Below are 21,244 nucleotides of genomic sequence, written 5' to 3' on the forward strand. Positions count from 1 at the left end.
CGGGCTGTTGATGCGTATGTTGAGCCGGGTTCAGGCCCAAGGCAAACGCAAGTGCGCATTTGTCGGGCCGGGGCGCTGCCTGGCGCGGGGTGGGCGCTGGCGTGGCTGGGCTACAAGGTCCGCCTGGATAGGGCAGGAGAGGGTCGATTCTAATCCCTTGGCGCGTTCGCAAGGAAGGCCGGCGCGCTCAGCGGCGCGCGGTTTTGGCGGGTGTGTTAGCTGATCTGCTCGATGCCGCGCATGCGCTCGGCGCGGCGACGCAGCAGCTCGATGGTCACCAGCAGGGCGATGGATACCAGGATCAGCAGGGTGGCGATGGCCAGGATGCTTGGGTTGATCTGCTCGCGCAGGCCCGAGAACATCTGCCGCGGGATGGTGCGTTGCTGCGGGCCGGCCATAAACAGGATCACCACCACCTCGTCGAACGAGGTGATAAAGGCGAACAGCGCGCCGGAAATCACCCCGGGGCGAATCAGCGGCATGATGATGTCGAAGAACACCCGCAGCGGCGTGGCCCCCAGGTTCAGCGCGGCGCGGGCCAGGCTGTAGTCGAAACCGGTGAGAGTGGCCGTTACGGTGATGATCACAAACGGTGTGCCCAACGCGGCGTGAGCAATGATCACCCCGAGGTAGTTACCGGCCAGGCCCAGGTTGGAATAGAAGAAGAACATGCCGGCGGCGGTGATGATCAGCGGCACGATCATCGGCGACAGCAGCAGGGCGGTGATCAGCCGCCGCGCGGGCATATCGTCGCGGGCCAGACCGACCGCCGCGCAGGTGCCGAGCACAGTGGCAATCAGGGTGGCGAAGAGGCCGATCAGAAAGCTGTTCTTGATCGCCAGCAGCCACTTGTCGTCATTGAAGATGGCCGTGTACCAGCGCAGTGAATAGGCCTCGGGCTGCAGGGTGAGCATGCCTTCGGTAAAGCTGAAGAAGGGCTCGACGTTGAATGACAGCGGGATGATCACCAGGATCGGCAGGATCAGAAACAGCAGCACCAGCCAGGAGCTGGTTTTCAGCAGCCACGCTCCGAGGTGGTGCCAGAAGCCGTAGTAGGCGGGAATCTTCACGGTCAGTTCCTTAGCCCAGTTTGATATTGCTGGCGCCGACAAAGCGGTCGTACAGCCAGTACAGCAGCAGGATCAGACCGAGCAGCAGCGAGCCCAGTGCGGCGGCCAGTTCCCAGTTGTTCGAGCGTTGCATGTGGAAGGCGATGATGTTGCTGATCATCTGCCCATCGGTGCCGCCGACCAGCGCCGGGGTGATGTAGTAGCCCACGGAAATGATGAACACCAGCAGCGCCCCGGCGCTCAGGCCGGGTAAGGTCATCGGGAAGTAGATGCGCGCAAAGGCCGGAATCGGCCGTGCGCCCAGTGACAGCGCGGCACGCAGGTAGCTGGGGTCAATCCCGCGCATCACGCTGTACAGCGGCAGGATCATGAACGGCAGCAGGATGTGGGTCATCGCCACCACCGTGGCAAACGAGGTGTAGAGCATCTCGATGGGTTGACCGATCACGCCGATGCCGAGCAGAAAGGAGTTGATCACTCCGTTGGTCTGCAGCAGGGCGATCCAGGCAGTGGTGCGCACCAGCAGCGAGGTCCAGAACGGCAGCAACACCAGCACCAGCAGCAGGTTGGCGCGGTTCTCCGGCAGGCCGGCCAGGTAGTAGGCCAGCGGGTAGCCGAGCAGGGCACAGAACAGGGTGATAACCAGCGCCATGTTCAGGGTCTTGCTGTATAGCTGTAGATAAATTTGTGTGTCTTCGCGTACCTGAATGCCTTGCTCGGGGTGTAGCTCCAGGTCGAGCGCGGTCAGATAGTAATCATAGGTGTAGGGTTTGCCGGCCCGCTGGATGGCGTACCAGATTTCCGGCTTGCTCCAGTTACGGTGCGACTTGAGCAGAATCTCAGCACCTTGCTGCTCAAGTTGTTCGGCCTGCAGGCGGCCAAGCTTGCGGGCGCTGGCTTTGACCACGCTGGACATGCCGGCCGAAGCGCGGTTGAACTCTTCGGCCAGCTTGCCGGACTGGCGCTCTTTGGCCAGTGCGTGCAGCTCCTGGGCGAACACGCTCAGGGTTTGTTGATCAGGTGTGGCTTTGCCGTCCCAGCGTTGCAGTTCGTGCAGGGTCAGCGGAATCATTGCGGCCACCGTCGGGTGATGGACGCTGCGCCAGAGCATGCTGGCAATCGGGGCGACAAAGGACAGCAGGATAAACACCAGCAGCGGCACGACGAACAGAAAGGCGGTGAGGCGCTTCTTGTTGCGTGCACTGGAGGCCTGGCTGGCTTCGAAGCGGGTCAGAGAGGACAAGGTGTTACTCCGCAGAGCCGACCCCCTCTCCCTGAAGAGAGGGGGCATGGCGGGTTACTTCAACAGCCACTCGTTGAATTTTTCACCGAGGGATTCGCCATAGTCAGCCCAGAAGTCCGAACCGGCCTGGATGCCTTTATCCAGGTGTGCGGTTGGCAGGTGCGGGGCCGCGCTCTGGTCAGCCAGCGGCATGGACGATTTACGAGTCGGGCCGTATGCCACGTCCGGCATACCGGCCAGTGGGGTGGAGCCGGTGGCGTAGGCGATGAACTTCAGCGCCAGGTCTTTCTTCTTCGAGCCTTTGACGATGGCCCAGGCGTCGAGGTCGTAGACGTGGCCGTCCCAGACGATGACGAAGGGCTTGTTCTCCTGGCGGATGGAGTCATAGAAGCGGCCATTGGCCGATTGCACCAGCACCGCGCCGCCGTCGTTCAGCAGTTGCGGAGCTTGCGACCAGGAGTCGAACCAGACGATGTCCTTCTTGATGGTGTCCAGCTTGGCGAAAGCACGGGCCTGGCCTTCCGGTGTCGACAGCACGTCATAGACCTCAGCCGGTGGTACGCCATCGGCCAGCAGCGCCCATTCCATGTTCACTTGCGGGCGCTTGCGCAGGGCACGTTTGCCGGGGATTTTGCTGGTGTCGAAGAAGTCGCCGATGCTCGCGGCTTTGGTGCCGCCGATGGTCTTCTCGTTGTAGGCGAAGACCACCGACCAGACGATGTTGCCGACGGCGCAGTCGCTGGCCAGGGCTTCGGGAATAAAGTCCTTCTCCGCCGGTACGCCATCGACACCCGGTGGCAGGATGTCGCGCGGGATGCTTTCCAGCAGGCCCTCGGAGCAGGCGCGCTCCAGGTCGATCACTTCAAAGTCGACCACGTCCCACTGGATATTGCCGGACTCGACCTGGGCTTTGATCTCGGCCACGCCACCGGTGTAGTCCTCGAATAGCACCTTGTTGCCGGTGTCTTTCTGGAAGGGATCAATCACGTGCTTCTGTTGTGCGGCGCCGTAGGCCCCGCCCCATGACACCACGGTCAGGGTTTCCTGAGCGCTGGCGGCAAAACTTGCCGTGCCCAGGGCTGCGGCGAGGGCGAAGGTGGAAAAGCGGGTGGTCAGTGTTCTAGCCATTGCTGTGCTCCATTGCTTCTGCTTCTAGTTATGGGGTCAGGGTGTGCTGACGGCGGGGCGATCCAGGGCCTGGCTGTCCTGCGGTAGCCAGGCCAGGGCGATTTCTTGCTTGGCGCTGAGTTGCGGGGCGCTGCTGTCATTCATGTTCTTGACCACCAACTCGGTGCCGCCGGCGGTTTCGAAGTGGTAGCGGATGTATTCGCCGACGTAATGCCGGGTGACGAAGCGCGCCATGACCTGGTTGCCGGCGCTGCCGAGGCGGTCGGTGAAGCTGAGTTTTTCCGGGCGGATCGACACCGTGGTGGGTTGGCCGATTTCGGTACAGTTGGCTTTCAGGGTACTGACCAGGCCACCGTCATCCAGGCGTACCTGCACGTTGTCCGCGCCAACGCTCTCGATCACGCCCGTGAGTTTGTTGCTTTCGCCGATAAAGTCGGCGACGAACAGGTTGGTCGGGCGCTCGTAGAGGACGTGGGGCGGCGCGCATTGCTGGACGATGCCGTTGTTGAACACGGCGATGCGGTCACTCATGGTAAGGGCTTCGGTCTGGTCGTGGGTCACGTAGATCACGGTGAAACCGAGCTGTTCGTGCAGGCGCTTGATCTCGAACTGCATCTGCTCGCGCAGTTTCTTGTCCAGCGCGCCGAGGGGCTCGTCCATCAGCACGATGTCCGGGGCGAAAATCAGCGCGCGGGCCAGGGCCACGCGCTGGCGCTGGCCACCGGATAGCTGGCCGGGGAAGCGGTTGCCGAACTCCAGCAGCTCGACCAGCGACAGGTATTCGTCGACCTTGGCGCGAATCACATCCTTGGGTTGTTTGCGGATTTTCAGCGGGTAGGCGAGGTTTTCGCGCAGGGTCATGTGCGGGAACAGCGCGTATTGCTGAAATACCATGCCGATATTGCGTTCGTAGGGCGCAATGCTGGTGACCGAGCGGCCGTTGATCAGAATCTCGCCGCTGGTTACGTCCTCGAACCCGGCGAGCATCATCAGGCAGGTGGTTTTACCCGAGCCGGAGGGGCCGAGCAGGGTGATAAATTCGCCCTTGGCCACATCCAGGTTGAAATCCTTGACCACCAGATTCTTGTGGTCGTACGTCTTCTTGACGTTGGTGAATTGCAGGAACGCTTTGTCCCCAGCCAGGTCAGCCATACCCCTCCCCATTGTGCTCTGAACAGCCAGCCGCTTGTGGCCGTTGGCTGCATGCTTGGATCCGCAAGCCCGTCGTCTGTGGTAACGGGTACTTGTTTGAATGATCAAGTTACGCAAGCACTGTGCCAGTGAGCACAGCCGTGTTGCGATGGCGTGGTTGCTGGGGGGTAAGCCTAGCCTAGACGCGGGGTTGCGCCAGGCGGTGTGGGGAGTGGTAACAGGGCGGGAGAGAAAGAAGCACCTGCTGAGCTGCACTCAGCAGGTGCGTGCGGTTCAACTGTTGGGCAGCAGACGCACTGTCAGGCTCTTGATATAGCGGGTCTCGGCAATCGCTGGGTGCACCGGATGATCCGGGCCCTGGGCGCCGCGTTCGAGCAGCTGGATATTGCGGTCCAGATGGCGTGCGCTGGTCAGCAGGATGTTCTGCAGGTTGTCTTCTTCCAGGTGCATGGAGCAACTGGCGCTGATCAGGATGCCGTCCTTGTTGAGCAGGCGCATCGCCAGTTCATTAAGGCGGCGGTACGCGCCTTCACCGTTCTTCTGGTCTTTCTTGCGTTTGATGAAAGCGGGTGGGTCGGCGACGATCACGTCGAAGCGTTCTTCGGCGGATTTCAGCTGTTTCAGTGCTTCAAACACATCGCCTTCGACACAGGCGACCTGGTCGGTCAGGCCGTTCAGTGCGGCGTTGCGCTCCACACCGTCGAGGGCAAAACCGGAAGCGTCCACACACATCACGTCGCTGGCGCCGAAGGCTGCAGCCTGCACGCCCCAGCCGCCGATGTAGCTGAACAGGTCGAGTACACGCTTGCCTTTGACGTAAGGCGCCAGGCGCGCGCGGTTCATGCGGTGGTCGTAGAACCAGCCGGTCTTCTGCCCTTCGATGACCGGTGCTTCAAACTTCACGCCGTTCTCTTCCAGGGCGACCCACTCCGGCACCACGCCGAACGGGGTTTCCACATAACGCGCCAGGCCTTCCGCATCGCGGGCGGCGGAGTCGTTCTTGAACAGGACGCCGCTGGGTTTGCACACCTGAACGAGCGCGGCCAGCACGTCATCCTTGTGGCGTTCCATGGTGGCGGAGGCCAGTTGCACCACCAGAATGTCGAAGAAGCGGTCAACCACCAGCCCCGGCAGCAGGTCGGAGTCGCCATACACCAGGCGGTAGCAGGGCTTGTCGAACAGCCGCTCGCGCAGGCTTAGGGCGACGTTGAGGCGATGCACCAGCAAGGACTTGTCCAGCACGTGCTTGACGTCACGCGACAGCAGGCGCGCGCAGATCAGGTTGTTCGGGCTCATCGCGACGATGCCCAGTGGCTTGCCACCGGCCGCTTCGAGGACGGCCTGATCGCCCACGGCAAAACCACTCAGCGGGGTGGCGGCGACGTCGATTTCGTTGCTGTAGACCCACAGATGGCCGGCGCGCAGGCGTCGATCGGCGTTGGCTTTCAGGCGCAGGCTGGGCAGGGACATGCTGGGGGACTCCGAAAAAAGAGCGGAATTATAGCGGTTTCATAAAGCGCGCGTCGGTTACAAAAGTCGTCTGTGGAAGTTTTGCGGCTTTAGCTAGACTGTGTCACACCTCACATTCCGGTTGTGCCCGTCATGCCTCAAGAGCTTTCCGCCGAATATATCCAGCAGGTGCTGCAAGGCATCAGCGTGCCGCCGCAGCCGCAGATCATGGTGGATTTGCAGATGGAACAGGTGATGCCCAGCCCAGACCTGCGCGCCATCGCCAAGCTGATCAGCCAGGATCCGGGGTTGTCCGGGGCGTTGCTGAAGCTGGTGAATTCGCCATTCTTCGGCCTGACCAATCGCATCGCCTCGATTCAGCAGGCGGTCAACCTGCTGGGTTGCAACACGGTGATCAACCTGATCAACGCGCAATCGATCCGTGGCGAGTTGACTGATGAAGCCATCGTTACCCTCAACCGCTTCTGGGACACCGCCCAGGATGTGGCGATGACCTGCCTGACCCTGGCCAAACGCATCGGCTATCACTCGCCAGATGAGGCCTACACCCTCGGTTTGTTTCACAATTGCGGCATCCCGCTGATGCTCAAGCGCTTCCCTAATTACATGACGGTGCTGGAAGAGGCCTATGCCAGTGCTACCGATGAGCGCCGGATAGTGGATACCGAGAACCGTCTGCTGAATACCAACCATGCAGTCGTCGGTTATTTCACTGCCAAGTCATGGAACCTGCCGTTGCACCTGTGCGAAGCCATCGCCAGTCACCACAACGCACTGGCGATCTTCACCGAAGACTCCAGCCGTGATGCGCAGCTGAAAACCCTGTTGGCGATCCTCAAGATGGCCGAGCACATCTGCGCCAGTCACCGCGTTTTGGGTAACCAGTCCGATGATTTTGAATGGCAGAGCATCGAGCAGATGGTGCTTGAGTATGTCGGGCTCTCGGAATACGACTTCGAGAACCTGCGCGAGAGTATCCGCGACATGGGCGCAAACTAGCCCAGGCTGCCTGTCTCGTCGCTTGTGTGCATTCCTGCTAAGGTAAGCGCCCGTTTTTCGGCTCACCTGACGACCTGCCATGCCAGAACTTCCAGAAGTAGAAACCACTCGCCGCGGCATCGCGCCCTACCTTGAGGGCCGGCGCGTCAGTCGGGTTGTCGTGCGTGAACGGCGCCTGCGCTGGCCGATTCCCGAGGACCTGGATATCCAGTTGTCGGGGCAACGCATCGAGGGCGTCGAACGGCGTGCCAAATACCTGTTGATCAAGGCTGAAACCGGCACGCTGATCAGCCATCTGGGCATGTCCGGCAGCCTGCGTCTGGTCGAGTGCGGCCTGCCGGCGGCCAAGCATGAGCACGTGGATATCGAACTGGAATCCGGGCTGGCCCTGCGTTACACCGATCCGCGGCGCTTTGGTGCGCTGCTCTGGAGCCGTGAGCCGCTGGAGCATGTGCTGCTCAGTAAATTGGGCCCAGAGCCTTTGACCGATCTGTTCGACGGTGAACGGCTGTTTCAGCTGTCCCGTGGTCGCGCCATGGCGGTCAAACCGTTCATCATGGATAACGCCGTGGTGGTGGGCGTGGGCAACATCTACGCCAGCGAAGCGCTGTTTGCCGCCGGTATCGACCCGCGCCGTGAAGCCGGTTCGGTATCGCGGGCGCGTTATCTGAAATTGGCGGATGAAATCAAACGCATCCTCGCCTATGCCATCGAGCGCGGTGGCACCACGTTGCGCGACTTTGTCGGCGGCGATGGCCAACCGGGGTATTTCCAGCAGGAGCTGTTCGTCTACGGGCGCGGCGGTGAGTTCTGCAAGCGCTGCGGCAGCACCCTGCGCGAGGTCAAGCTGGGCCAGCGTGCCAGTGTTTATTGTCCGCGCTGCCAACGCTAGGGTTGCTGCGCCGGGCTAGAGTGGTCCGGCAAGCAACTGCGAAACGTATACACAATAATAAGAAACACCGAGGTCTTGATGTCCGGTAACTATCTGCCCCGCAACCCATTGGCCGAGTGGGTCGGCCATACGGCCCTGAAACTGATGGGTTGGCGCATCGAAGGCGAACTGCCGAAGCTCGACAAGTTTGTGGTGATTGGGGCGCACCACACCTCCAACTGGGATTTCGTGATTTTTATCGCGGTGAAGTTCGTTCTGCGCCTGAATGCCCGCTGGTTCGGCAAGCACACCATCTTCCGCTGGCCGTTCGGTGCGCTGATGCGCCTGTGGGGCGGCATCGCCATCCGCCGTGAACGCCAGGGCAATACCGTCGAGCAGGCGGTGCGGGCTTTTACCGAGCATGAGCAATTTATGCTGATCCTCTCGCCGGAAGGCACACGCAAGAAGGTCGAGCGCTGGAAAATGGGCTTCTATCATATCGCCCTTGGAGCGGGTGTACCGATTGTGCTGGGCGCGCTGGACTATCAGAATCGCCGGGTTTTTATCGGTCCGACCTTTGTACCGACAGGGGATGAAGCGGCCGATCTCAAGGCAATTCTGGCGTTTTACCGCCCCTTTATTCCGAAAAAACCTGAATATGCCTTTTATGGCGATTGACGGCCATCACGCTGACAATTACCAATGCGCTGTTATAGTTAGCTCCACCGCCTCCTAATAGCTGAAGGATCGCCCCATGAAACTGTTCCGCTCCACCGCTGCTGCTCTGGCGCTGACCACTGGCTTGCTGGCCCTGCCGGCTCACGCTGACGTGGCGCAGCAGAACACCAGCGGCGACCCTCTTTACACGGTTGAAGCACCAAAAGCTTTTTCAATGGTTGGCGATTTAGTGATTGCCCGTCCGCTGCTGATCGCGGCCACTGTTATCGGGGCAGGTGTGTTTGTTGTCACGCTGCCATTCTCGGCGGGTGGCGGAAATATCGGTGAGGCTGGTAAAGCGCTGGTTGTCGAGCCAGGCAAAGCCGCTTTTGTACGTTGCCTGGGCTGCACCACCAGCGGTTACAAGAAAGACTGATTCGCTCTATTGGCTGCCCAGCGGCCTCTCGTCTCCTCAGGAGCGAGAGGCCGTTTGCATTTAAGCGTCGCGAAAAAACAAGGCTGGTAAGTGGGCAGTCTGATCCGGCGCTGTGCTACTGCGTTGCGGGAACTGCCAGACCGATACCGCGTGGATCGCTGGCAGCCTTGACTGCGCCATTGACCTTGTTCCAGAGCAGAACCTGCTGGTTACCATACTGCCTGCCTGTGGATTTCAGTTGATGACCGAGCGCTGTCAGCGCTGAGGTTTCTGCAGCGGAGAAGGCCTGTGGCTCATGCTCAATCACGTCGGGCATAAACTGGTGGTGGAAACGCGGCGTGGCTGGCCAGTGTTCGATTGGCTGCTGATCCAGGTACTCCAGCATCGCCAGTAGCACCATGCTGGGAATTCGGCTGCCGCCCGGCGTACCGAAACTGGTGAACTCTTCAGTGCCTTCGATAAAGCTCGGGCTCATGCTCGACAGCGGCCGCTTGCCGGCGTCGATACGGTTGGCCTGGCTGCCACTCAGGCCATAGGCATTGGCGCCTTGCACGTCGGCGGCAAAATCATCCATTTCATTGTTCAGCAGCACCCCGGTGCCGGGCGCAGTAAAGGCTGCACCGAACGGCAGGTTGATCGACAGGGTGGCCGCCACCGCATTGCCTTCGCTGTCGAGCACCGAAAAATGGGTGGTGTGATCGCCTTCCTGCCAGGTCTTGCTGGGCGGCAGACTGCTGCTCGGGGTCGCGCGTTGCGGGTCGATGCTGCTGGCCAGTTGCTGCAGGTATGCCGGGGCGAGCAACTGCTGCACGGGGTTATGAACAAAGTCGGGATCGCCCAGCAAGCCACGATCCCGATAGGCGCGCCGCAGGGTTTCGACGATCAGATGGGTGCGCTGCACGCGGTTTGCTTGCTGCCAGGGCAATTGCTGCAGCATCAGCAGGCTCTGCGCCAGGGCCATGCCGCCAGCGGATGGTGGTGGTGCGCTGATCAGCTCACGGCCCTGCTCCAGTGGAACGCGCAATGGTGCGCGTTCCACTACGCGGTAGTCGGCCATGTCCTTCAGGGTCCAGATGCCGCCCGCATCGCGTACAGCTCTGACCAGATGCTCTGCCACCTTGCCGGCATAGAAACCCTGACGACCCTGATTGCCCAGTTGTTCGAGGGTGTGCGCCAGTTCTGGCTGGCGCAGCAGTCCATATTCATCCGGTACGTTGCCGTTATCGAGGAAAATTCGTGCCGTTTCCGCGTCCTGGCGCATGGCATCGATACGCCAGCCGGCACGCTCGCGGTAGACCCGGTCGATACTCACGCCGCTGCTGGCCAGGCGGATTGCCGGGGCCAGTGAATCGCGTAAGGGCAGACGGCCGAAGCGCTCGGCCAGTTCGACCAGCGCGGCTGGCAGGCCGGGAATAGCCGCGGCCAGGGCACCATTCAGCGAAAGCTCTTGGCGGATTTCGCCGTCGACCCTGTATAGATCGGCATGGGCGGCTTGCGGGGCGCGTTCGCGGGCATCGAGAAAACGGTAGGTCGGTGAGTTGCCGGCTTCGCGCAGCAGAAAGAAACCACCACCGCCCAGGCCCGAGCCGTAAGGTTCGACCACCGCCAGGGCGGCGCTGATGGCCACGGCGGCATCAAAGGCGTTACCGCCCAGGGCCAGGGTTTCCTGGCCGGCCACGGTGGCGGCGGGATGTGCGCTGGCAATGGCGATGCGTTCGGGTTGGGCTGCGGCTTGCAGCTCAAGGGCGCAGAGCAGGGCGAGCGCAGCAAACAGGGTGCGCCAGGGGAGAGGGCCGCGGATCAGGCGGCCGGTCTTCATGCTTTACCGGTAATGATCAGGTACTTCTGCATCAGTTCATCCTTACTCTCGACATTGTTCTCGTCGAGTGGGATGCAATCCACTGGGCAGACCTGCTGGCACTGCGGCTCGTCATAGTGACCGACGCATTCGGTGCACAGGTTGGGGTCGATTTCGTAAATTTCTTCGCCCTGGGAAATCGCAGCATTAGGGCATTCGGGTTCGCAGACGTCGCAGTTGATGCAGTCGTCAGTGATGATCAGTGACATGACAGAACCACTCCTGCTGCGCCCCGCAGGTGCAGCCTAGATGTGTACATAAAACGGTAGGGCAAATTGTGCCGCATCGAGGCCGCGCATGCACGCGGCCAGACGCTAAAGGATCAGCGTTTGAAGCGCTCGGTCAGCGCGGCGGCGACGGCCGGGTGTACGAAGTTGGAGATATCACCACCCAGTGCGGCGATTTCGCGCACCAGGGTCGAGGAGATAAACGAATACTTTTCCGATGGGGTGAGGAACAGGCTTTCCACGTTCGGCGCGAGCTGGCGGTTCATATTGGCCAGCTGGAATTCGTATTCGAAGTCAGACACCGCACGCAGACCGCGCAGGAATACGTTCGCGCCCTGTTCCTTGGCAAAGTGCGCCAGCAGGGTGGAGAAACCCACCACTTCCACGTTGGGCAGGTGCTTGGTGACTTCGCGGGCCAGCTCGACGCGTTGCTCCAGGCTGAACAGCGGGTTTTTCTTCGGGCTGGCAGCCACCGCAATGATCACGCTGTCGAACAGCCGTGCGGCACGCTCGACCAGGTCGCCGTGCCCCTTGGTGATGGGGTCGAAGGTGCCTGGGTATAACACTCGATTCATCGTGACGTCCTGGCGGGTCCGTTGGGGAGTCGGATGGTAGCGCAGCGTTTCCCCGTGGCCAAGTCAGGCACCACCGATCCGCGTTATTCACGGGCCACTAAGGGCCCGTGAATAGTGCGCTATCAGGCGGCCTTGAGGCGCTCGGCGAGTTTGCTCGCGAGTTTGGCGATCAGGCCATAGATCGACAGCTGCGGGTTGGCGCCGATACTGGTGGGGAACAGCGAGCCGTCATGGATCGACACATTGCTCAGCTGATGGTGGCGACCCAGGCTGTCGGTAACGGCCAGCTGCGGGTCTTCACCCATGGCGCAGCCGCCCATCACGTGGGCGCTGCCCAGGCGGGTGCGGTACAGCTCCAGGCTGAGGTTATCGATCAGGCTCTTGGCTTCAGCCAGGGTTTTCACGTAACCGGCGTCGGCATGCAGCGGCAGCACCGCCTTGGCCCCGGCGGCGAACTGGATCTCGGCCATGGTGTGGAAGGCACGACGCACGCCGTCCCAGGTGTAGTCGGTCATCTGGTAATCGAGTACCGGGCTGCCGTCACCGCGCAGCTCCACACGGCCTTCGGCACTTTCCGGGTGGAAGCCGTCGCGCAGCAGGGCAAGCATCACGTTGGTGTTGGGTAGCTGTTCCATGCGCATGGCATTGTCGATGCCAAAGCGGCCGAGCAGGGTGGCAGTCAGCGCCGGTTGCAGCGGCGGCACCTCGAGCTTGTAGGAGAGGCGCCCAGCGGTGCCGTCGTCCCACTGGAAATGGTCGGAGTAGATTGACTGCGGTGCGCCGTAGAACGGGTTGATCACCTGCTCGAACAGGGCCGCTGAGAAGTTCACCAGGTGCAGGTAAGTGCGTTTGCCGGTGCGCTGATGCGGGTCTGGCGCATTCGAGCGCAGCAGCAGCCCAGGGGTGTTGATTCCGCCGCCAGAGAGAACGTAATGCTTGGCTTTGACCGTGATTTTGCGGCCAGTGGGCGCAACACTGCGTTCATCCATCGCCAGGCATTCGATGCCCGTAACCTTGTCGCCGTCGATTAACAGGCGTTCGGCGCGGGCTAGGTAGAGCAGCTCGCCGCCTTTATCCAGGGCCGCCGGGATGGTGGTGACCAACATCGACTGCTTGGCATTGGTCGGGCAGCCCATGCCGCAGTAACCGAGGTTCCAGCAGCCGCGTACGTTGCGCGGTATGACTTTCCACTCATAGCCGAGCTTTTCGCAGCCGCTGCTGATCACCGCGTTGTTGGCATTCGGCGGTACGGCCCAGGGCGCGACACCGAGGCGCTGCTCCATCTGCTCGAACCAGGGCGCCATTTCCTCGGGGCTGTGGCCTTTGACGCCATGCTCCTTGGCCCAGTGCTCCAGGGTTGGCGCGGGGGTACGGAAACTCGAGGTCCAGTTGATCAGCGTGGTACCGCCCACGGCGCGGCCTTGCATGATGGTGATGGCGCCATCCTTGCTCATGCGGCCGATACCTTCCTGGTAGAGGCTGGCGTAGGCCTTGTCTTCGAGCATCTTGAAGTCGTCGCTGGTCTTCAGCGGGCCTTCCTCGATCAGCAGCACCTTGAAGCCGGCGGCGCTGAGGATCTCGGCGGTGGTGCCACCGCCAGCACCGCTGCCGACGATGGCCACGTCGGCTTCGAGGGTCAGGTCGCTGTCCAGGCGTGAGCCGTTGTAGGTTTTCCAGCCGTTGGCCAGGCCTTGCTTGAACATATCGGGTACGGGCATTGCGGGCTCTCTTTCTTGTTCTTGCCGGCTTGACGGCTGGGTAATGGGTAGCGCTGCGGTTGCTGGTTAGGCCCGTAGGGTGCGCTGTGCGCAGCAAAATAGACTCAGGTAGTGCGCACAGCACACCCTACGTGATCGACGCGGCATCAGACGGTCGGCGGGCCGGGGTAGCCGCAATGCGCCCACGATTCGGCTCGGCTGTACCAGCTCATCATCACCAGTTGCAGCAGTGAGGCGTGGCCCATTTTCAGCAGGCTGATCGAGCTGTTCTGCCAGCGCTCGAGAAACGTCTGCACATCGGCCGGCGACGCGCTTTCCCAGCTACCCCAGACGCCGGTCAGCGGGCCGCGGGTGATCGGCAGGGCCAGCACGTCAAACAGCTGCACGGTGAGCTTGAGCATCTCCGGCGACAGATGGTTGAGGCTGTAATCGAGGCTGGCGATGGTGCCGCTGATGGCCTGAGGCATCTGCTCCGGCGTAACGGCACCGGCGAGCATGACCGGGATCAGGGCCTGGAGAAACGCCAGGTCGGTTTCGCGAATCACGGCAAAGCCAGCTTTCGGCGTACTGGCCGAACAGCCGCTGAGGGTAGCCGTCAGCCCGGCCGTACCGAGCAGCGCGGTGCCGAGCAGGCCGACCTTGAGCAGGCTGCGCCGCGACAGGGCCGGCGCGTCAAACGTGGTGTTGTGCATTTATTGTTATCACCGGATCAGGCCGTTGCCCTGGCAAGCCAGGGCAGGGTGGGGTTAGCGAACGAACAGCTTGTACACCAGCTTTTGCAGGGCTTTGCCGTAAGGCGGGTAGATCATCTTGGCGGCGTTGAAACGCTGTTTGATAAACACGCCTTTGGCCTTACTGAAGGTCAGGAAGCCTTCGTGGCCATGGTAGTGACCCATGCCGGACGGGCCGACGCCACCGAATGGCATGTCGTCCTGGGCTACGTGCAGCAAGGTGTCGTTGAGGCACACGCCGCCGGAGTGGGTCTCGTGCAGCACGCGCTGCTGCTCGGCCTTGTCGTAGCCGAAGTAGTACAGCGCCAGCGGCCGGTCGCGCTCGTTGATAAAGGTGAAGGCATCTTCCAGCGTGTTGTAGGGGATGATCGGCAGCAGTGGGCCGAAGATCTCGTCCTGCATCACCTTCATTTCATCGCTCACGTTGAGCAGCACGGCATGCGGCATCCGTCGACCCTGAGCCTGTGGGTACAGCGGGATAATCGTTGCCCCCTTGCTCTCGGCATCTTGCAGGTAGCTGTTCAGGCGCTGCAGCTGGCGCTCGTTGATGATCGCGGTGTAGTCCGGGTTGTCCGCCAGCGCCGGGTAGAAGCCCTGCACCGCGTTGCGGTAAGCCTCGACAAAGCCGTCAACACGGTCTTTCGGCACCAGCACGTAATCCGGGGCGACGCAGGTCTGGCCGGCGTTCATGGTCTTGCCGAAGGCGATACGTTCGGCGGCATCGCTCAGCGGTACGTCGGCGCTGACAATAGCCGGTGACTTGCCACCCAGCTCCAGGGTTACCGGAGTCAGGTTGTCGGCAGCGGCACGCATCACGTGTTTACCGATGCTGGTGGCACCGGTGAACAGCAGGTGATCGAACGGCAGTTTGGAGAAAGCCATGCCGACTTCCGCCTCGCCGAGCGCCACGCTGACCAGGTCTTCCGGGAACACCTTGGCCAGCAGGTCCTTGACCAGTTGCGAGGTGGCCGGTGTCGACTCACTCATTTTGATCATCACCCGGTTGCCGGCCGACAGCGCGCCAACCAGCGGGCCGATGGCAAGGAACAGTGGGTAGTTCCACGGCACAATCACCCCAACCACGCCCAACGGCTGATAGATGACCTTGGCCGAGGCCGGCATGAACTGCATGCCGACACTGCGCCGCGAAGGTTTCATCCATTTCTTGATGCGTTTGGTCGCGTAGTGGATGCCATGCAGGCTGGGCATCAGCTCGGCGAGCAGGGTTTCATCAGCGCTGCGGTTGCTGAAATCCTGGGAGATGGCGCGCACCAGCGCTTCACGCTCATTGCTGAGCAGGTCGCGCAGGGCGTTGAGCCACTGGATGCGCTGCTCGGCCGAGGGCATCGGATTGGCCTTGAAGGCCTGGCGCTGCAGGGCAAAGCTCTGCTGCAACTGATTGAGCTGCTGTTGGCTGTTGTGCAGGCTTTGTTCAAGGTAAGCGACGTCGGCGACCATGTTATTGCTCCTCGGCATTCCAGCGGTGCAGTGCGTCAGATGAGCTGAGGCCGCTGCAGGAAAGGTGTGCTGGATTTTTAGAGCAATTGCTCTAATCTGTCAAATAGGATGCCGGGGTCAGCCGACGGACGCAGCCGATCAAACAGTTGGTGCAGCGTGTCAATTGGCGCGCGGGTAACACTTCGGCTGTTTCTGCGTGTACCTTTGCCGGGCTTTTGAGTTGAGATCGAGCCGTTATGTCAGCCCCACTGAAAACCCGAGAACGCATCATTCAGGAAAGCCTGGCGCTGTTTAATGCCCAGGGCGAGCGCAGTGTCACCACCAACCATATCGCCGCGCATCTGGGGATTTCACCGGGCAACCTGTACTACCACTTCCGCAACAAGCAGGCGATCATCGCCGAGCTGTTTGCCCTCTATGAGAGCCAGGTGGATACCTTTCTGCGCCGCCCCGAAGGGCGTGCGCTGACGGTGCAGGACAAGACCTTCTACCTCGAAGCGCTGCTGGCGGCGATGTGGCATTACCGCTTTCTGCACCGTGACCTGGAGCACCTGCTCGACAGCGACCCGGCACTGGCCGAGCGCTATCGGTTGTTCGCCCAGCGGTGCCTGAGGCAGGCGCAGAGTATCTATCAGGGCTTTGTCGAAGCCGGCATCCTGCTGATGGATGCGGCGCAAATCGAGGCGCTGACCCTCAACAGCTGGATCGTCATGACCTCCTGGGTGCGCTTTCTCTGCACCACCCGCGGCAACCCCGGCGACCTCAGCCAGGAGATGCTGCGCCGTGGCATCTACCAGGTGCTGGCGCTAGAAGGCGGCTACACCGCCCCGCAATCACGCGAAGCGGTGGAAGCGCTGTACGCCAAGCTGCATGTGCCGCTGGATCAGGTGATCTGAGCCTAGGGTCTGTTGACGTTTCGTTCGTGGCAACGGCTCGCGACGAAACGTCAACAGACCCTAGAGCGGTTTGGCTGCCTGCTCGGCCAGCCACTGCGGAATGCGCCGCTCCAGGTAATAGCCCGGCTTGCCCAGTGAGCCTTCGACAAAGCCAACATGGCCGCCGTGGGCGTGCAGTTCGAAGTCGATGCTGGGCGACAGTTCGCTGGCTTCGGGCAGGCTGTGGGGGAACACAAAGGGGTCGTCGGCGGCCTGGATAATCAGTGTGGGTGTCTCGATCCGGCCGAGGAAGTAGCGGCTGGAGGCGCGCCGGTAGTAATCCTCAGCATCGGCGTAACCGTGCAGTGGCGCGGTGATGCGGCCGTCGAAATCCCAGAAGGTACGCATGTTGTCCAGCGGGCCGAGTTTCTCCAGGGTGGACAGCCGATCAGCCATGCCTTGGTGGGCAAACAGGCGCTGCTTGTCTTTCACGTAGGCCACCATCTCGCGCATAAAGTGGCTCTGGTAGACCCTGGAAAAGCCCATGCCGATGCGGTCGGCGCACTGATCCAGACGAAACGGCACCGACACCGCTGCCGCGCCTTGCAACTGGCTGTCTGCGCCCGTCTCGCCGAGGTACTTGAGCAGCACATTGCCGCCCAGCGAATAGCCCACGGCATACAGCGGAGCCATCGGCCGCTGCGCACGCAGGTGGCGCACGGTTTCTGCCAGGTCCTCACTGGCCCCTGAGTGATAGCCGCGCGCCAGCAGGTTCGGCTCGCCGGAGCAGCCGCGCCAGTTCAAGGCCACGCTGGCCCAGCCTTGGGCCGCCAGTTGCTGCTGCAAACCCAGCACATACAGCGAGTCGGACGAGCCGGTCAGGCCATGCAGCACCAGTACCAGTGGCGCGTCGGCTTGATGCGGGCCATGCCAGTCCAGATCGAGAAAGTCACCGTCCTCCAGCCACAACCGTTCGCGCTGGCGTTCAAGCTTCGCCGGTTGGCGGCACATCGGGTTCCATAGGGTTTGCAGATGCGGGCCGGGCAGCCACCAGGCGGGTTTGAAGGGCGTGGTCATGGAATGATATCGCTTGGGGAAAGCGCTCAGGCTAGGGCCCTGGGCGGTGAAACGGAAGCTATATGAGTAGGGCGAATAACAGAACCTGACCGAGGTTGGGCTTCACCGCGTGAAGCCCAAGGTTCCCATCAGGCTACGGCTGTGCGCTGCCACAGCGCGTAGTACACCTGGCCGGCTTTCTGCTCGCGGTGCAAGCGCCAGTTGCCGGGCATGCCGAGGCTGGACGGTGAATTTTCGCTTTCGGTGTAGACCCAGGCGTCGGCCGCCAGCCAGCCGTTCTGCTCCAGCAGGGTACAGGCCGGCAGCAGCAGATTCTGGTTAAACGGCGGGTCGAGAAATACCAGGTCGAACGGTGTCGCTGTCGGGCTCTGTAGGTAGAGCAGGGCGTCGGTTTGCAGCAGTTGGCCGTTGTCGCATTTCAGCGTTTGCAGGTGGCTGCGCAGGCTGGCGATGGCCGCTGGATTGAGGTCCAGGGCCAGGGCGCTGCCGGCCCCGCGCGACAGTGCTTCGAGAAACAGTGCGCCGCTGCCGGCGAACAGATCGAGCACCTTGGCCCCCTCGACATAGGGCGCGAGCCAGTTGAACAGGGTCTCGCGCACCCGGTTCGGCGTCGGCCGCAGCCCGGCGGCCATGGGGAAGTTGAACTGACGCGAGCGCCACTGCCCAGCAATGATCCGCAGTTGGCCATCACCACCATGGGCGGGAACGGCTTGCGGCGATTTGGGTCGTTTGCTCATCAGTGCTCCGGGACGCCAGTGGGTTGCTCGGCGGGGGTATCGGTGGGTGGTGGCAGTTCTTTCTGCGCCACTGTCGGCCCGGCAGTCACAATCACCAGTGCGTCGGGATTGAGGTGTTTGGCCATGGCGGTCTTGACCTGTTCGACCGTCAGCGCGTCGACGTCGCGCATAAAGTCTTCCAGGTAGCTTAGCGGCAGGTCATAGAAACCCATGGAGCCGAGTTGGCCGACGATCGCCGCGTTGCTCGCAGTGGACAGCGGGAAGCTGCCGGCCAGCTCGCGCTTGGCGTTGTTCAGCTCCTCGGCCGTCGGGCCGTTGGCGATAAAGTCGGCCAGCATGCTTTTGACCAGTTGCAGGGTGCCATCGCTGAGTTCGGCACGGGTTTGCAGGTTGATCATAAAGGGACCACGTGCCTGCATGGCGCTGAAACCGGAGTAGACGCCATAGGTCAGGCCGCGCTTCTCGCGCACTTCGGTCATCAGGCGGGTGCCGAAGCCACCGCCGCCGAATACCTGATTACCCAGGTAGAGCGCGGCGTAGTCCGGATCGCGGCGGTCGATACCGAGTTGGGCGATCATCAGGTGAGTCTGATTGGACGGGAACTCGATGTGTTGCAGCCCTGGCTTGGGCTCTTCCGGCTGGGCGATACGCGGCAGTGCCGGGCCTTTTGGCAGGGCGGCGGACACCTGATTGGCCAGCGCTTCGGCGTCGCTGCGCGAGAGGTCGCCGACCAGTGCGATGATCGCATTGCTGGCGGTGTAGGCCTTGGCGTGGAAAGCCTGCAATTGCTTACGGGTGATGGCCGGGATCGACCCCGCTGTGCCGTCGCTCGGGTGTGCGTACGGGTGCGTACCGTACAAACGCTCGAACAGCGCCAGGCTGGCCAGCTTGCCGGGGTTCTGCTTCTGGTACTCGAAGCCGGCCAGCAGCTGGTTCTTGATCCGCGCCAGGGCGTCTTCGGGGAAGGTCGGCTGGCCGAGCACCTGATTGAACAGCTGCATGGCGGGCTCGCGCTTGTCCACCGCGCTGAGGCTGCGCAGGCTGGCTATGGCCATGTCGCGGAACGCACCGTTGCCGAAATTGGCGCCGAGGTTTTCGAAGCCGGCGGCAATCGCACCGACATCCTTACCCGGTACGCCTTCGTTGAGCATGGCGTTGGTCAGCATGGCCAGGCCGGCTGTGCCGTCGTCATGGCTGCTGCCAGCGGCAAAGGTCAGTTGCAGGTCGAACATCGGCAGCTCGCGGGCTTCGACGAACAGCACCTTGGCGCCTTCGGCGGTTTGCCAGGTCTGGATATCCAGATCACGGCGGCTGGGCGGCTGATCGCCGAGGGCTGCCAGGGATTCGATGCTGGTCGATTCGGCGGCCGGAGCCGGGGTTGGGCTGCTATCCGGGCGGTTGATCACCAGGGCCAGCAGCGCCATCAATATCAGTAGCGCCAGGCCGAGCAGGCCGTAGCGCAGGCCATTGCGCTCACTCATTGCGCTTCTCCTCAGGCAGAACATGGGCGACGCTCAGGCGGTCGCGGGTAAAGAAGGTACTGGCGGCTTGCTGGATATCGGCCGGGGTCACGGCCTCCAGTTCGGCCAGTTCCTGGTCGATCAGCTTCCACGACAGGCCGACGGTTTCCAGCTGGCCGATGGCGGTGGCCTGGCTGGTGATCGAGTCACGCTCGTAAACCAGGCCGGCGATCACTTGCGCACGTACGCGGGCCAGTTCCTCGGCGCTTGGAGGGGTGTTTTTCAAGTCTTCCAGCTCACGCCACAGGCCGGCTTCGACCTGCTGCAGAGTCTTGCCGGTCTGCACGTTGGGTGTGGCGGACAGGATGAACAGGCTGTCGCCACGGGAGAACCCGTCGTACCAAGCCGAGGCGCCGGATACCAGTTCCTCGCCACGTTCCAGGCGGGTCGGCAGGCGGGCGCTGTAGCCGCCATCGAGCAGGGCGGCAGCCAGACGCAGGGCATGCACCTGGCGCGGCTGTTCGGCGGTGGCCAGGCCTGGCACGTTAAAGCCCATCATCAGGCTCGGCAGCTGGGTTTTCAGGTGCAGGGTGATACGGCGCTCGCCCGGTGCGGCCAGCTCACGCGGCGCTTTGGCGGTTGGCACCGTGCGCTTGGGGATGGCGCCAAAGTAGCGCTCGGCAAGGATCTTCACCTCGGCGACGCTGACGTCACCGACCACCACCAGGGTGGCGTTGTTCGGCGCGTACCAGGCTTCGTACCAGGCGCGCAGCTCCTCGACGGTCATCCGCTCAAGGTCGGCCATCCAGCCGATGGTCGGCGTGTGGTAACCGCTGGCGGGGTAGGCCATGGCCTTGAAGCGCTCGTAGGCCAGGCTCGACGGTTTGTCGTCGGTGCGCAGGCGGCGCTCTTCCTTGATCACCTCGATTTCCTTGGCGAACTCATCGGCCGGCAGCTTGAGGCTGGCCAGACGGTCGGCTTCCAGCTCCAGGGCGACGGCCAGACGGTCGCGGGCCAGCACCTGGTAGTAGGCGGTGTAATCGTCGCTGGTGAAGGCGTTTTCCTCGGCGCCCAGTTCACGCAGGATGCGCGAGGCTTCGCCGGGGCCGAGTTTGCGGCTGCCCTTGAACATCATGTGCTCGAGGGCGTGGGACAGGCCGGTCTGGCCGGGCGTCTCGTAGCTGGAACCGACCTTGTACCAAAGCTGGGAGACCACCACCGGCGCGCGATGGTCTTCGCGCACGATGACCTTGAGGCCATTGTCCAGGCTGAATTCGTGGGTCGGCTGGGTTTCTGCGGCGAAGGCCAGCAGGGGTGTGCAGAGCACACCGAGCAGCAGGGCTGCAGTGCGTTGGGCAATCATATGCATGGGTTATCGACCTGTCGGACGGGCCCGCTTGGTCTTAGCGTCGGCGGGCGCGGAGGTGCTAGGATACGCATCCGTTTTACTGGCGACCACGCCTGCTAAGGCTTCTGATTGTTTCCGCGTGCACTCTTCAGCT

Annotated in this window: 20 protein-coding genes; 5 read left to right on the top strand and 15 right to left on the bottom strand. The window is 62.2% G+C overall.

All coding sequences use genetic code 11. The features are described from left to right. Window positions 1–215 precede the first annotated feature (215 nt). The 5 genes from ACSQ17_RS12445 to ACSQ17_RS12465 all read right to left on the bottom strand — a co-directional run bounded on the left by ACSQ17_RS12445 (window position 216) and on the right by ACSQ17_RS12465 (window position 6,063). On the bottom strand, window positions 216–1,070 hold the full coding sequence (locus tag ACSQ17_RS12445; protein ID WP_233683357.1) for an ABC transporter permease: 855 nt from the start codon (window positions 1,068–1,070) through the stop codon (window positions 216–218). A gap of 10 nt (window positions 1,071–1,080) precedes the next feature. Further along, entirely contained in the window at window positions 1,081–2,313 is a 1,233-nt protein-coding gene (locus ACSQ17_RS12450) for an ABC transporter permease (protein WP_436068934.1), read from the bottom strand. Between the two features lie 54 nt (window positions 2,314–2,367). Then, window positions 2,368–3,441 carry an ABC transporter substrate-binding protein gene (locus tag ACSQ17_RS12455; protein WP_436068936.1) on the bottom strand — a complete coding sequence of 358 codons (1,074 nt, stop codon included), beginning with the start codon at window positions 3,439–3,441 and terminating at the stop codon, window positions 2,368–2,370. Between the two features lie 36 nt (window positions 3,442–3,477). Beyond that, the gene (locus ACSQ17_RS12460; protein WP_436068938.1) at window positions 3,478–4,593 is read right to left on the bottom strand and encodes an ABC transporter ATP-binding protein; all 1,116 of its coding nucleotides are present in this window, start codon (window positions 4,591–4,593) and stop codon (window positions 3,478–3,480) included. A gap of 273 nt (window positions 4,594–4,866) precedes the next feature. Continuing rightward, a complete protein-coding gene (locus ACSQ17_RS12465) occupies window positions 4,867–6,063 on the bottom strand; it encodes a class I SAM-dependent rRNA methyltransferase (protein WP_436068940.1) in 1,197 nt (398 codons plus the stop codon). A gap of 186 nt (window positions 6,064–6,249) precedes the next feature. Between ACSQ17_RS12465 and ACSQ17_RS12470 the strand changes: the two genes are divergently transcribed. The 4 genes from ACSQ17_RS12470 to ACSQ17_RS12485 all read left to right on the top strand — a co-directional run bounded on the left by ACSQ17_RS12470 (window position 6,250) and on the right by ACSQ17_RS12485 (window position 9,026). After that, entirely contained in the window at window positions 6,250–7,062 is an 813-nt protein-coding gene (locus tag ACSQ17_RS12470) for an HDOD domain-containing protein (RefSeq protein ID WP_233684491.1), read from the top strand. A 79-nt stretch (window positions 7,063–7,141) separates the two neighbouring features. After that, window positions 7,142–7,954, top strand: coding sequence for a bifunctional DNA-formamidopyrimidine glycosylase/DNA-(apurinic or apyrimidinic site) lyase (gene mutM / locus ACSQ17_RS12475; protein WP_436068942.1), 813 nt, complete (start codon window positions 7,142–7,144; stop codon window positions 7,952–7,954). Window positions 7,955–8,032: 78 nt separating this feature from the next. Next, window positions 8,033–8,611, top strand: a complete 579-nt coding sequence (locus ACSQ17_RS12480) for a lysophospholipid acyltransferase family protein (protein ID WP_436068944.1) — start codon at window positions 8,033–8,035, stop codon at window positions 8,609–8,611. Between the two features lie 76 nt (window positions 8,612–8,687). Further along, entirely contained in the window at window positions 8,688–9,026 is a 339-nt protein-coding gene (locus ACSQ17_RS12485; protein ID WP_436068946.1) for a multidrug transporter, read from the top strand. Between the two features lie 115 nt (window positions 9,027–9,141). On the opposite strand, the gene ggt is transcribed toward ACSQ17_RS12485, so the two are convergent. The 6 genes from ggt to ACSQ17_RS12515 all read right to left on the bottom strand — a co-directional run bounded on the left by ggt (window position 9,142) and on the right by ACSQ17_RS12515 (window position 15,593). Next, a complete protein-coding gene (gene ggt / locus ACSQ17_RS12490; RefSeq protein WP_436068948.1) occupies window positions 9,142–10,845 on the bottom strand; it encodes a gamma-glutamyltransferase in 1,704 nt (567 codons plus the stop codon). Then, complete coding sequence (locus ACSQ17_RS12495) at window positions 10,842–11,093, bottom strand: YfhL family 4Fe-4S dicluster ferredoxin (protein WP_090250215.1); 252 nt, start codon at window positions 11,091–11,093, stop codon at window positions 10,842–10,844. Before ACSQ17_RS12495 ends, ggt begins: the two co-directional genes overlap by 4 nt. 113 nt (window positions 11,094–11,206) lie before the next feature. Next, complete coding sequence (coaD, locus tag ACSQ17_RS12500; protein ID WP_233683366.1) at window positions 11,207–11,686, bottom strand: pantetheine-phosphate adenylyltransferase; 480 nt, start codon at window positions 11,684–11,686, stop codon at window positions 11,207–11,209. 122 nt (window positions 11,687–11,808) lie between these two features. Next, window positions 11,809–13,404: a GMC family oxidoreductase N-terminal domain-containing protein gene (locus ACSQ17_RS12505; protein ID WP_436068951.1), complete on the bottom strand. Its 1,596-nt coding sequence runs from the start codon at window positions 13,402–13,404 to the stop codon at window positions 11,809–11,811. Between the two features lie 146 nt (window positions 13,405–13,550). Next, complete coding sequence (locus ACSQ17_RS12510) at window positions 13,551–14,096, bottom strand: twin-arginine translocation pathway signal protein (protein WP_436068953.1); 546 nt, start codon at window positions 14,094–14,096, stop codon at window positions 13,551–13,553. Between the two features lie 54 nt (window positions 14,097–14,150). After that, entirely contained in the window at window positions 14,151–15,593 is a 1,443-nt protein-coding gene (locus ACSQ17_RS12515; RefSeq protein WP_436068955.1) for a coniferyl aldehyde dehydrogenase, read from the bottom strand. Window positions 15,594–15,829: 236 nt separating this feature from the next. On the opposite strand from ACSQ17_RS12515, the gene ACSQ17_RS12520 reads away from it, so the two are divergent. Next, window positions 15,830–16,489, top strand: coding sequence for a TetR/AcrR family transcriptional regulator (locus ACSQ17_RS12520; protein ID WP_436068957.1), 660 nt, complete (start codon window positions 15,830–15,832; stop codon window positions 16,487–16,489). Between the two features lie 60 nt (window positions 16,490–16,549). Here the strand turns inward: ACSQ17_RS12520 and ACSQ17_RS12525 are convergent, their stop codons facing one another. The 4 genes from ACSQ17_RS12525 to ACSQ17_RS12540 all read right to left on the bottom strand — a co-directional run bounded on the left by ACSQ17_RS12525 (window position 16,550) and on the right by ACSQ17_RS12540 (window position 21,111). Beyond that, window positions 16,550–17,545 (bottom strand): hydrolase, encoded by a 996-nt coding sequence (locus ACSQ17_RS12525; RefSeq protein ID WP_436068959.1) that lies wholly within the window; start codon window positions 17,543–17,545, stop codon window positions 16,550–16,552. A 128-nt stretch (window positions 17,546–17,673) separates the two neighbouring features. Continuing rightward, window positions 17,674–18,282, bottom strand: a complete 609-nt coding sequence (gene rsmD, locus ACSQ17_RS12530; RefSeq protein ID WP_436068961.1) for a 16S rRNA (guanine(966)-N(2))-methyltransferase RsmD — start codon at window positions 18,280–18,282, stop codon at window positions 17,674–17,676. Further along, window positions 18,282–19,763 carry a M16 family metallopeptidase gene (locus ACSQ17_RS12535; protein WP_436068963.1) on the bottom strand — a complete coding sequence of 494 codons (1,482 nt, stop codon included), beginning with the start codon at window positions 19,761–19,763 and terminating at the stop codon, window positions 18,282–18,284. Before ACSQ17_RS12535 ends, rsmD begins: the two co-directional genes overlap by 1 nt. Further along, entirely contained in the window at window positions 19,756–21,111 is a 1,356-nt protein-coding gene (locus tag ACSQ17_RS12540; RefSeq protein WP_436068965.1) for a M16 family metallopeptidase, read from the bottom strand. Before ACSQ17_RS12540 ends, ACSQ17_RS12535 begins: the two co-directional genes overlap by 8 nt. Window positions 21,112–21,244: the final 133 nt, after the last annotated feature.

This window comes from Pseudomonas sp. LjRoot71, assembly GCF_964253255.1.
In the GTDB taxonomy this organism is placed as follows: Bacteria; Pseudomonadota; Gammaproteobacteria; order Pseudomonadales; family Pseudomonadaceae; genus Aquipseudomonas.

What these genes read in the sequence shown, in the direction of transcription:
- ACSQ17_RS12465 (WP_436068940.1), bottom strand. Translation starts at nt 6,063, where the DNA reads ATGTCCCTGCCCAGCCTGCGCCTGAAAGCCAACGCCGATCGACGCCTG.
- ACSQ17_RS12460 (WP_436068938.1), bottom strand. Translation starts at nt 4,593, where the DNA reads ATGGCTGACCTGGCTGGGGACAAAGCGTTCCTGCAATTCACCAACGTC.
- ACSQ17_RS12515 (WP_436068955.1), bottom strand. Translation starts at nt 15,593, where the DNA reads ATGGTCGCCGACGTCGCTTACCTTGAACAAAGCCTGCACAACAGCCAA.
- ACSQ17_RS12535 (WP_436068963.1), bottom strand. Translation starts at nt 19,763, where the DNA reads ATGAGTGAGCGCAATGGCCTGCGCTACGGCCTGCTCGGCCTGGCGCTA.
- ACSQ17_RS12540 (WP_436068965.1), bottom strand. Translation starts at nt 21,111, where the DNA reads ATGCATATGATTGCCCAACGCACTGCAGCCCTGCTGCTCGGTGTGCTC.
- ACSQ17_RS12505 (WP_436068951.1), bottom strand. Translation starts at nt 13,404, where the DNA reads ATGCCCGTACCCGATATGTTCAAGCAAGGCCTGGCCAACGGCTGGAAA.
- ACSQ17_RS12480 (WP_436068944.1), top strand. Translation starts at nt 8,033, where the DNA reads ATGTCCGGTAACTATCTGCCCCGCAACCCATTGGCCGAGTGGGTCGGC.
- ACSQ17_RS12520 (WP_436068957.1), top strand. Translation starts at nt 15,830, where the DNA reads ATGTCAGCCCCACTGAAAACCCGAGAACGCATCATTCAGGAAAGCCTG.
- ACSQ17_RS12485 (WP_436068946.1), top strand. Translation starts at nt 8,688, where the DNA reads ATGAAACTGTTCCGCTCCACCGCTGCTGCTCTGGCGCTGACCACTGGC.
- ACSQ17_RS12495 (WP_090250215.1), bottom strand. Translation starts at nt 11,093, where the DNA reads ATGTCACTGATCATCACTGACGACTGCATCAACTGCGACGTCTGCGAA.
- rsmD (WP_436068961.1), bottom strand. Translation starts at nt 18,282, where the DNA reads ATGAGCAAACGACCCAAATCGCCGCAAGCCGTTCCCGCCCATGGTGGT.
- ACSQ17_RS12455 (WP_436068936.1), bottom strand. Translation starts at nt 3,441, where the DNA reads ATGGCTAGAACACTGACCACCCGCTTTTCCACCTTCGCCCTCGCCGCA.
- ACSQ17_RS12510 (WP_436068953.1), bottom strand. Translation starts at nt 14,096, where the DNA reads ATGCACAACACCACGTTTGACGCGCCGGCCCTGTCGCGGCGCAGCCTG.
- ACSQ17_RS12525 (WP_436068959.1), bottom strand. Translation starts at nt 17,545, where the DNA reads ATGACCACGCCCTTCAAACCCGCCTGGTGGCTGCCCGGCCCGCATCTG.
- coaD (WP_233683366.1), bottom strand. Translation starts at nt 11,686, where the DNA reads ATGAATCGAGTGTTATACCCAGGCACCTTCGACCCCATCACCAAGGGG.
- ggt (WP_436068948.1), bottom strand. Translation starts at nt 10,845, where the DNA reads ATGAAGACCGGCCGCCTGATCCGCGGCCCTCTCCCCTGGCGCACCCTG.
- mutM (WP_436068942.1), top strand. Translation starts at nt 7,142, where the DNA reads ATGCCAGAACTTCCAGAAGTAGAAACCACTCGCCGCGGCATCGCGCCC.